This is a genomic window from Pseudomonas sp. EMN2 (genome assembly GCF_009650555.1).
Taxonomy (GTDB): Bacteria; Pseudomonadota; Gammaproteobacteria; order Pseudomonadales; family Pseudomonadaceae; genus Aquipseudomonas; species Aquipseudomonas sichuanensis.
This window is the reverse complement of sequence record NZ_VZZR01000005.1, coordinates 1-9,855: the sequence shown is the minus strand read 5'-3', so window position 1 is coordinate 9,855 and position 9,855 is coordinate 1. Positions and strand designations below refer to the sequence as shown.

Genomic DNA, 9,855 nt, shown 5'->3' with positions numbered 1-9,855 from the left:
GGCTACATGCCAAAACTGGATTCACTACGTGGGAGCGGGCTTGCCCCGCGATGGGCCGGTACTGCCAGCTAAGTATGTTGCGCCCCGCGCGTGCCCAACCAGTAGAAAACCGCCGCCAGCACCACCGAGCCGATCAATAGATAGAACACCGCCGCTGGTGCCATGTACCCCAGGGCCAGGCCCACCAGCATCGGCCCCAGCCCCGCGCCCAGGTTGGAGAGATTCTGTGCGCCGTAGTAGATCCCACGCAGATGTTCCGGCGCGATCAGGTCGATGAACATGAATTCGGCGGGAATCACGATGATTTCGCCCAAGGTGAACACCAGCATGGCCAGGCACCAGGCCGCTGCCGAGCCGGCCAGGGAAAACCCCAGCAGCCCGGCGACGAACATGGCCATGCCGGCCATCAGCCAGGGCATCAGGTGCTGGCGGGCTATGCGCCGGCCGATCAGGTACTGCAGGGCGATCACCGTGAGGGCGTTGGTGGTCACCAGGTAGCTCACCAGCCGCGCCACTTCGGCGGGGTCGTGGATGCTCACCACCAGGTATTGCGACAGGTAGGCGGTGAACTGCCCGAACACCACGGCACTGAGCACGCCGCCCAGGGTGAAGCACACCAAGCGACGGTCGCGCAGCATGCCCAGGGCGACCTGGATGAAGCCTGCCGCCGGCGCGTCCTCGCCCTGGCTCGCCAGGCCGCGTTCGCCCAGGCGGTGATAAGCCAGGCTCAGGCCCAGGCCAATCAGTGCCGACACCAGAAACGGCAGGTGGTCGTCGGCTCCGATCAGCAGCACCCCGAGCATCGGCCCGGCAGCCCAGGCGATGTTGTTGAAGGTGTACTTGATGGCGAACACCTCGCCGCGCTTGTCTTCGGGCAGCAAGGCGCAGAACCCGGCCTTGGCGGCAATGTCGACCACGGTCTGGGCCAGGTTGGCCACCACCAGGAAACAGAAGAACAGCACTGCCGAGGTACTCGCCACCATCCCCGCGATGGCCAGGGCGAACACCAGCGCGCTCGCCACGATCAGCGTGTGGCTGCGCAGGGTGTCGACCAGGTGCCCGCCATACAGGCTCAGCAACGATGCCAGGAACATAGCGCCACCGACCAGCAGCCCCGTCTGGCCGATCGACAGGGCCATGTGCGCGGACAGGTACACCACCAGGTAGGGTAGGGTGATCGCCCGGGCCGTGGTCAGGGTGAAGGTGGTGAGCAGCAGCAGGCGGACGGCGGCAGGGTAGCTTTTAAGGGCGCGTAGCATCGACGGTTCCTTGTCTTTGTCAGCGGCCAAGCATATGCCAGCCGGCATATCCTGGGCTATATCTTTAAAATCGATAACAGATAGAGAAATTACCCGTTATATAGATATTCCTCAAAGGCATAACATGAATCCACCTTACACAAGGCCAGGAGACAGCCCATGCCATGCACCCAGACCCGCGCGCCATCGTGGCGCCCGTTCAGCCAATTGGCCCATCCCCGCGAGGTGATCCGCCAGTTCACCCCCAACTGGTTCGCCGCGACCATGGGTACCGGCGTGCTGGCACTGGCCTTTCACCAGTTGCACATCCCGCTGCTGGACAGCCTGGCCGAAGGGCTGTGGTGGCTGACCATTGGCCTGTTCGTCCTGTTCTGTGTCTTGTATGGCGCCCGCTGGGTGCTGTTCTTCGACGAGGCCCGGCGGATTTTCGCCCACTCCACCGTGTCGATGTTCTTCGGCACCATCCCCATGGGGCTGGCCACCATCCTCAATGGCGCGCTGGTGTTTGGCCTGGCGCGCTGGGGCGAGGCGGTGGTGCCGTGGGTCGAGAGCCTGTGGTGGCTGGATGTGGGCCTGGCGCTGCTGTGCGGAGTGGCCATCCCTTACCTGATGTTCACCCGCCAGGAGCACAGCATCGACCAGATGACTGCAGTCTGGCTGCTGCCGGTGGTGGCCGCGGAAGTCGCCGCCGCCAGCGGCGGGCTGCTGGCGCCGCACCTGGCGGACGCTCACGCACAGTTCCTGGTGGTCATCACCAGCTATGTGATGTGGGCGGTGTCGCTGCCGGTGGCGTTCAGCATCCTCACCATCCTCATGCTGCGCATGGCCTTGCACAAACTGCCGCCGGCCAACATGGCGGCCTCCAGCTGGCTGGCCCTGGGCCCGATCGGCACCGGTGCGCTGGGCATGCTGGTGCTCGGTGGCGACGCGCCGGCGGTGTTCGCCGCCAATGGCCTGGGCAGCCTGGGTGAGGTGGCCCGTGGCCTGGGCCTGGTAGCCGGCATTGTGCTGTGGGGCGCAGGGTTGTGGTGGTTGCTGACGGCGGTGCTGATTACCCTGCGCTACATGCGCCAGGGCATGCCGTTCAACCTGGGCTGGTGGGGCTTCACCTTCCCGCTGGGGGTGTACTGCCTGGCCACTTTGAAACTGGCGGCCTGGCTGCAGCTCGGCTTCTTCAGCGTGTTCGGTCAGGTGCTGGTGGTGGCGCTGGCCATGCTCTGGGCCCTGGTGGCCAGCCGCACCTTGCGCGGGGCCTGGCGTGGCGAGCTGTTCGTGTCGCCGTGCATTGCCCAGCGTTGATCATTCGCCGGCAAGCCGGCTCCCACAGGTGCGGCGCTGATCTTGAGGTTGGCGCTGCCAGAAAAATCCAAAGTCGATAATCAGGGCATGAGCTCGAAGCGAGCGGTGTCGAGCCGCTCGCTGTCCAGCCCGACCATCACATCGAACATGCCGGGCTCGGCGCCCCAGCGCAGTTCCTGGTTGTAGAACGCGAGCATGGACTCGTCGACCGAGAAGGCGATCGAGCGCCGTTCGCCAGGCACGAGCAGGACTTTGCGGAAGGCCTTGAGTTCTTTGGTTGGCCGGCTTACCGAAGCGCTGATGTCGCGTAGGTACAGTTGCACCACCGTCTCACCACTGCGGTTTCCGTCATTGCGGATCTGCACCTCTACTTGCAGGGTCTGCCCCCGTTTCAGCTGCTGGGTTGAAAGGCGCGGCTGCGAAAGGCTGAAATGCGTGTAGCTCAATCCGAAGCCGAACGGGTAGAGCGGGGTGTCGTCGATATCGAAATAGCGCGAGCGGTACGGCTCGCTACGTCCGGGATCGTATGGGCGGTTGGTGTTGAGGCGACTGTAGTACAGCGGAATCTGCCCCACGCTACGCGGGAAGGTGACCGGCAGCTTGCCCGATGGGTTGTAGTCGCCGAACAGCACGTCGGCGATGGCGTTTCCCCCTTCAGTCCCGCTGAACCAGGTTTCCAGCACGGCGTCCGCCAGCCGACTTTCTGCTTCGATGGTCAGCGGGCGGCCGTTCATGAGCACCAGCACCAGGGGTTTGCCGGTATCTTTCAAGGCTCTTAGCAACGCACGCTGCTGGCTTGGCAGGTCGAGGTCGGTCTTGCTGGCGCCTTCATGGGACATGCCACGGGCCTCACCCAATGCCACGATGACCACGTCAGCCTGTCGAGCCACGGCCAGCGCCTCGGCAAGGAGGGTCGATGGCGGGCGCGGGTCGAAGTCGACCGTGTTGTCCATCAACAGGCTGAACACCTGGCGATCGTCGCTGATGTTGGCACCCCGGGCGTACAACACCCTGGCGTTGTCGCCCACCGCGTTCTTCAGGCCCTGGTACAGGCTGATTGCCTGGCTGGGCTGGCCGCTGGCGGACCAGCTGCCAAGCATGTCGATACGGTTGTCGGCCAGCGGGCCGATTACCGCGAAGGTGCCGCGCCTGGCCAAGGGCAGGCGCTGATCGTGATTCTTCAGCAACACCAGCGAACGCCTGGCGACTTCCCTGGCCTCCTGGCGATGCAGACGTTGCTCGGCGTTCGGATCGACCGGGTCATGCCGGGCCTCGCCCAGCCGGCGGTAGGGATCGTTGAACAGGCCCAGGTCATATTTGGTGGCCAGAACCTGGCGCACGGCGTCGTCCAGCACGTGCATCGGGATAGCACCCTGTTCCACCAGGCTGGCCAGTTGTTCACCGAAGAAACGGTCATGCATGCTGACCTGGGTGCCCGCCAGCAAAGCGGCACTGGCCGCCTGGGCCGGATCCGCCGAGTAGCCATGAGTGACCAGATCCTGTACAGCCGCGTAATCGCTGATGACCAGCCCGCGATAGCGCCACTGCCTGCGCAGCACATCCTGCAGTAACCAGCGATTGGCGGAGGCGGGCACGCCGTTGAGCGTGGTGTAGGCCGTCATCACCGCACCCGCGCCTGCATCGAGCGCGGCACGGTAAGGGGGCAGGTAATACTGCAATAGCTTGTGCGGGCTCATGTCCGTGCTGTTGTAGTCGCGCCCACCTTCGACGGCACCGTAGGCGGCGAAGTGCTTGACGCAGGCCATCAGGCTGTCGGGGGCTCCCAGCACCGGCCCTTGGAAGGCCCGGGTAGCGGCCGCGCCGGCCTGGGCTGCGAGGTAGGGGTCTTCGCCGAAACCTTCGGCGATGCGTCCCCAGCGTGGATCCCGGCTGACGTCGACCATGGGGGCGAAGGTCATGTCCAGGCCGTCGGCACTGGCTTCCTTGGCCGCGATACGCGCGCTGGTGGCGATGGCCTGCATGTCCCAGCTCGAGGCCAGGCCCAGGCCGATGGGGAACAGGGTGCGATGGCCGTGGATCACATCGCCGGCAAAGAACAAAGGAATCTGCAGGCGACTGTCCCTGGCCTCGTTCTGCAGGGCTCGCAAGGTTGCACGATCAACCTCGGGGGCGGGTAGGATCGATCCGACATCGCCTTTACGCACGGTATCCAGCAGGTCCTGAATCGGTTGCGATGCCAGAGTGCCGCGGGCATCCAGCATGCGCAACTGGCCGATCTTTTCACTCAGTTGCATCTGGCGCAGCAGTGAATCCACGAAACGCTCTTTTTCACTGCCCAGCAACGTGCCTGAGAAATGTGCCGCCCCTGCAACCAGCAGTGTGACCAGCAGCGAGGCCAGAAACACTACGAAACGCAGGGGATGACGGCGAATCATTCCCATCGTCCAGCATCCATGTCAGGGTCTTGCGTCAAGCCTGCCTCTGGTGGCTGCCACGGGCTACTGGCAGAACTGTCAGTTGACAGTGATGTGGCTCTGGACCCGTTTGATGCATTCTAATCAGGCAAAGGCCACTCACGGCCCAACTCAGGACCCAAGGACGATGAGTCATCCCTCGCAATTCACCTTGCTCGGCAAACGGCGCTTTCTGCCGTTCTTCATCACCCAGTCGTTGGGTGCCTTCAACGACAACCTGTTCAAGCAGTCGCTGATCCTGGCGATCCTCTACAAGTTGAGCCTGGAGGGCGACCGCTCGATCTGGGTCAACCTCTGCGCCTTGCTGTTCATACTGCCGTTCTTCCTGTTCTCGGCGCTGGCCGGGCAGTTCGGCGAGAAGTTCGCCAAGGACCGGCTGATCCGCGCGATCAAGCTCGCCGAGATCGTGATCATGGCCATTGGCGCCATCGGTTTTCTCACCAGCCACCTGGAGCTCATGCTGCTGACCCTGTTCGCCATGGGCACCCACTCGGCGCTGTTCGGCCCGGTGAAGTATTCGATCCTGCCCCAGGCCCTGCGTGAAGAAGAACTGGTGGGCGGCAACGGCCTGGTGGAGATGGGCACCTTCCTGGCGATCCTCGCCGGCACCATCGGCGCCGGGGTGATGATGTCGTCATCCAGCTACGCCACGGTGGTGGCCGGCGGGGTGGTCGGCACTGCGCTGATCGGCTACCTGGCCAGCCGCTGGATCCCGCGGGCGGCGGCGGCCGCGCCGGAAATGAAGCTCGACTGGAATATCTTCAAGCAGTCCTGGGCCACCCTGCGCCTGGGCCTGGGGCAGACCCCGGCGGTGTCGCGCTCGATCGTGGGTAATTCGTGGTTCTGGTTCGTCGGCGCCATCTACCTCACGCAGATCCCGGCCTACGCCAAGGACTGGCTGCACGGCGACGAGACCGTGGTGACCCTGGTGCTGACCCTGTTCTCGGTGGGCATCGCGGTGGGCTCGCTGCTGTGCGAGCGCTTGAGTGGGCGCAAGGTGGAGATCGGCCTGGTGCCATTCGGCTCGTTCGGCCTGACCTTGTTCGGCCTGCTCTGGTGGTGGCATTCGGGCGATGTGCCGGCAGGCACGGCGCCGCACAGCTGGCTGGACCTGCTGGGCATGGGCCAGGCCTGGTGGATCATGGCCTCGATCGTCGGCCTGGGCATCTTCGGCGGCTTCTATATCGTGCCGCTGTACGCGTTGATCCAGGCCCGTACCGCCGAAGGCGAGCGGGCCCGGGTGATCGCCGCCAACAACATCCTCAATGCGCTGTTCATGGTGGTGTCGGCGATCGTCACCATCGTCCTGTTGAGCTTGGCCAAGCTGAGCATCCCGCAGCTGTTCCTGGTGGTGTCGCTGCTCAACATCGCGGTCAACGCCTACATCTTCCGCATCGTGCCGGAATTCACCATGCGCTTCCTGATCTGGCTGCTCAGCCACTCGATGTACCGGGTGCAGCACCGTGAGCTTGAGCGTATTCCCGATGAAGGCGCGGCATTGCTGGTGTGCAACCACGTGTCGTTCGTCGATGCGCTGCTGATCGGCGGCGCCATTCGCCGGCCGATCCGCTTCGTCATGTACTACAAGATCTACAACCTGCCGGTGCTCAACTTCATCTTCCGCACCGCCGGCACCATCCCCATTGCCGGGCGTGGCGAGGACGAGGCGATCTATGAGCGTGCCTTCGCCCGCATCAAGCAGTACCTGGCCGAGGGGGAGCTGGTGTGCATCTTCCCCGAGGGCAAGCTCAGTGCCGACGGCGAGATCGATGTGTTCAAGGGTGGGGTCAGCCGGATCCTTTCGGAAACGCCGGTGCCGGTGATTCCGCTGGCATTGCAGGGGCTGTGGGGTAGTTTCTTCAGTCGCGATCCGAACAAGGGCTTCTTCAAGCGCTTGTGGTCACGAGTGACTATCGTGGCCGGCGCCGCCATCCCGGTGGAAGCGGCGCAGCCCGAAGCGCTGCGCGAGCAGGTAAGCCTGCTGCGCGGCGATGTGCGTTAGGAAGGGATAAGGCGCAAGGTCAGCTGGCGCTGACCTTCAGGCCGACCAGGCCGGTGACGATCAGGGCGACACTGGCCAGGCGGATCAGCGCCATGGATTCACCGAACAGGATGATCCCGGCAATCACGGTGCCCACGGCGCCAACGCCGGTCCAGATGGCATAGGCGGTACCCAGCGGCAGCTCTTTCATGGCCAGGCCCAGCAAGCCAAGGCTGATGACCATGGCGCCGACGGTCAGCACGGTGGGCAGGGGGCGGGTAAAGCCGTCGGTGTACTTGAGGCCGACAGCCCAGCCGACCTCGAACAGGCCGGCGAAGAACAGGATGATCCAGGACATGGTGTGTCTCCATCTATTAATGATGGGGCCGTCCCCGATACGATCACGCGTAGCGTCGTGAGGTCGTCCTCACAGTGCGCAATATAGTGCCCATTTGCCGAGGCCGAGGCAAGCCTCAGGGATCGGTGGTTGCCTCATCGCCGGCAAGCCCGCTCCCACAAGGGATCACGCAATACCCTGTGGGAGCCGGCTTGCCGGCGATGAGGCCGGAGCAGGCAACATCAATTGCTGGCAGAGGCGGTGTTCTCAACCCCGGGCGAAGGCTCCTCCATCCGCCTGAACCAGGTCGACAGCAACGCCCCGGAGATGTTGTGCCACACGCTGAACAGCGCGCTCGGCACCGCCGCCAAGGGCGAAAAATGCGCTGCCGCCAGCGCCGCGCCCAGCCCCGAGTTCTGCATGCCCACCTCCAGCGCCAGCGACTTGCGCTGGGCCAGCGGCAGCTTGCACAGCTTGCCGGTGAGGTAACCGAGCAAAAAACCGAAGCTGTTGTGCAGGATCACCACCGCCATGATCAGCAGGCCGGATTCGGCAATCTTCGCCTGGCTGGCCGCCACCACCGCGCAGACGATCATCACGATGCTCACCACCGACACCAGCGGCAGCACCTGCACCGCCGCGTGCACGCGCGCGCCGAGCAGGCGCTGGGCCAACACGCCGAGCACGATCGGCAGCATCACCAGCTGCAGGATCGACCAGAACATGTCCATGAACGAAACCGGCAGCCAGGCCGAAGCCAGGAACCAGATCAAGGCCGGGGTGAGCAGCGGTGCGAGCAGGGTGGTCACCGCCGCGATCGCCACTGCCAGTGCCAGGTCGCCCTTCGACAGCCACACCATCACGTTGGACGCCGTGCCGCTCGGGCAGCAGCCGACCAGGATCACGCCTACGGCGATCTCCGGTGGCAGGTGAAACAGCTGGCACAGCAGCCAAGCCACGCCGGGCATGATCACAAAGTGCGCCACCACCCCCAGCGCTACCCGCCAGGGCTGGCGGGCGAGGGCGGCGAAGTCGTCGAGCTTGAGGGTCAGGCCCATGCCGAACATCACCAGGCCCAGTAGCGGCACGATGGCTACTTTCAGGGCGATGAACCACTGCGGCATGAGAAAGGCCAGGCAAGCGAACACCAGCACCCACAGGGCGAAGGTGTTGCCGACGAAGCGGCTGAGGGCGGCGAGGGCGCGCATGGCGGGGGGAAACCTCCGGTTTCAGCTTCAAGCTCCAAGCTTCAAGCTATAAGAAGAAGCGGTGCCCGAGCAGGCACCGCAGTTGCTGTGGCTTTTTCTTGTGGCTTGCAGCTAGAAGCTTGCAGCTGTTCTTCAAACTCCCTGCGGAATCTCCTCGCCACCCAGCGCCTCGAACAGCGCCGGCAGGAATTCGTTGAAGGTCATCATCATCAGCAGGAAGCTGGCATCGAACTGTTGCTGGGCTTCGTCACCGCCGTCCTGCTCGGCCTGCTCCTGCAGCAGCTCCTCGAACTTCAGGCGCTTGATCACGGTCTTGTCGTCGAGCACGAACGACAGCTTGTCTTGCCAGGCCAGGGCCAGTTGCGTGACCACCTTGCCGGTGCTCAGGTGCAGCTGGATTTCCTCGCCGGTCAGGTCCTGGCGTTTGCAACGCACGATGCCGCCGTCTTCGGCCTGGTCGCGCAGTTCGCATTCGTCGAGCACATAGAAGTCCGCGGCCGGCGCCTGGGCCTTGACCCAGTCGGTCATGGTCGCGACCGGGGCGATCTTGACGCTCACCGGGCGCACCGGCAGCGAGCCCATCACTTCACGCAGGGTCGACAGCAGGTCTTCGGCACGCTTGGCGCTGGCCGAGTTGACCAGGATCAGGCCCTGGCGCGGGGCGATGGCGGCGAAGATCATCGAGCGGCGGATAAAGGCGCGCGGCAGGAAGGCCTGGATGATCTCGTCCTTGATCTGGTCGCGTTCCTTCTTGTAGACCTTGCGCATCTGCTCGGTCTCGATCTCTTCGACTTTCTCCTTCACCGCATCGTTGACCACGCTGCTGGGCAGGATGCGTTCTTCTTTACGCGCGGCGATCAGCATGAACTCACCGCTGACGTGCACCAGTGGCGCGTCCTCGCCCTTGCCGAACGGGGCGACGAAACCATAAGTGGTCAGTTCCTGGCTGGCGCAGGGGCGGGCCGGCTTGCTGGCCAGGGCAGCTTCCAGTGCTTCAGGCTCGAACGGGACATCCTGGGTCAGGCGGTAGGTCAGCAGGTTCTTGAACCACATGAGGGGCAATCTCTCCTTAATACATAAGGCGGGCATTATTCTCCGAGCGGTGGGTTCAGGCCAACCCTGTCAGAGGGCCAGCACCACCCTATAAAGGAAGAAAACAGCGGCTGCGCTAGGTCCTTGAAAATTATTCAAAAAAATTTAAAAAAGTGCTTGCCAGGGTACAGGCTCCTCCGTAGAATGCGCACCACACCGAGACGAAGGGTGATTAGCTCAGCCGGGAGAGCATCTGCCTTACAAGCAGAGGGTCGGCGGTTCGATCCCGTCATCACCCACCACT

Annotated in this window: 7 protein-coding genes and 1 tRNA gene; 3 read left to right on the top strand and 5 right to left on the bottom strand. The window is 63.9% G+C overall.

All coding sequences use genetic code 11. The features are described 5' to 3' along the window. Nucleotides 1-68 precede the first annotated feature (68 nt). The gene (locus tag F6X61_RS00980; protein ID WP_153784982.1) at nucleotides 69-1,259 is read right to left on the bottom strand and encodes an MFS transporter; all 1,191 of its coding nucleotides are present in this window, start codon (nucleotides 1,257-1,259) and stop codon (nucleotides 69-71) included. 159 nt (nucleotides 1,260-1,418) lie between these two features. On the opposite strand from F6X61_RS00980, the gene F6X61_RS00975 reads away from it, so the two are divergent. Beyond that, nucleotides 1,419-2,558, top strand: a complete 1,140-nt coding sequence (locus F6X61_RS00975) for a TDT family transporter (protein WP_110993061.1) — start codon at nucleotides 1,419-1,421, stop codon at nucleotides 2,556-2,558. Nucleotides 2,559-2,638: 80 nt separating this feature from the next. Here the strand turns inward: F6X61_RS00975 and bglX are convergent, their stop codons facing one another. Next, entirely contained in the window at nucleotides 2,639-4,954 is a 2,316-nt protein-coding gene (gene bglX / locus F6X61_RS00970) for a beta-glucosidase BglX (protein WP_153784981.1), read from the bottom strand. Between the two features lie 166 nt (nucleotides 4,955-5,120). Here bglX and F6X61_RS00965 point away from each other — a divergent pair, with 166 nt between their 5' ends. Beyond that, nucleotides 5,121-6,995, top strand: coding sequence for an MFS transporter (locus F6X61_RS00965; RefSeq protein ID WP_153784980.1), 1,875 nt, complete (start codon nucleotides 5,121-5,123; stop codon nucleotides 6,993-6,995). Between the two features lie 19 nt (nucleotides 6,996-7,014). Here F6X61_RS00965 and sugE read toward each other — a convergent pair whose 3' ends face one another. The 3 genes from sugE to rdgC form a co-directional block, all read right to left on the bottom strand. After that, nucleotides 7,015-7,332: a quaternary ammonium compound efflux SMR transporter SugE gene (gene sugE / locus F6X61_RS00960; protein ID WP_153784979.1), complete on the bottom strand. Its 318-nt coding sequence runs from the start codon at nucleotides 7,330-7,332 to the stop codon at nucleotides 7,015-7,017. Nucleotides 7,333-7,553: 221 nt separating this feature from the next. Then, nucleotides 7,554-8,519 carry a bile acid:sodium symporter family protein gene (locus tag F6X61_RS00955; RefSeq protein ID WP_153784978.1) on the bottom strand — a complete coding sequence of 322 codons (966 nt, stop codon included), beginning with the start codon at nucleotides 8,517-8,519 and terminating at the stop codon, nucleotides 7,554-7,556. A gap of 132 nt (nucleotides 8,520-8,651) precedes the next feature. Next, entirely contained in the window at nucleotides 8,652-9,572 is a 921-nt protein-coding gene (rdgC, locus tag F6X61_RS00950; protein ID WP_110993065.1) for a recombination-associated protein RdgC, read from the bottom strand. A gap of 205 nt (nucleotides 9,573-9,777) precedes the next feature. Between rdgC and F6X61_RS00945 the strand changes: the two genes are divergently transcribed. Next, a tRNA-Val gene (locus F6X61_RS00945) sits at nucleotides 9,778-9,853 on the top strand. Nucleotides 9,854-9,855: the final 2 nt, after the last annotated feature.

Coding starts and splice junctions, on each gene's coding strand:
- F6X61_RS00980 (WP_153784982.1), bottom strand. CDS start 1,259: ATGCTACGCGCCCTTAAAAGCTACCCTGCCGCCGTCCGCCTGCTGCTG.
- F6X61_RS00975 (WP_110993061.1), top strand. CDS start 1,419: ATGCCATGCACCCAGACCCGCGCGCCATCGTGGCGCCCGTTCAGCCAA.
- rdgC (WP_110993065.1), bottom strand. CDS start 9,572: ATGTGGTTCAAGAACCTGCTGACCTACCGCCTGACCCAGGATGTCCCG.
- F6X61_RS00965 (WP_153784980.1), top strand. CDS start 5,121: ATGAGTCATCCCTCGCAATTCACCTTGCTCGGCAAACGGCGCTTTCTG.
- sugE (WP_153784979.1), bottom strand. CDS start 7,332: ATGTCCTGGATCATCCTGTTCTTCGCCGGCCTGTTCGAGGTCGGCTGG.
- bglX (WP_153784981.1), bottom strand. CDS start 4,954: ATGATTCGCCGTCATCCCCTGCGTTTCGTAGTGTTTCTGGCCTCGCTG.
- F6X61_RS00955 (WP_153784978.1), bottom strand. CDS start 8,519: ATGCGCGCCCTCGCCGCCCTCAGCCGCTTCGTCGGCAACACCTTCGCC.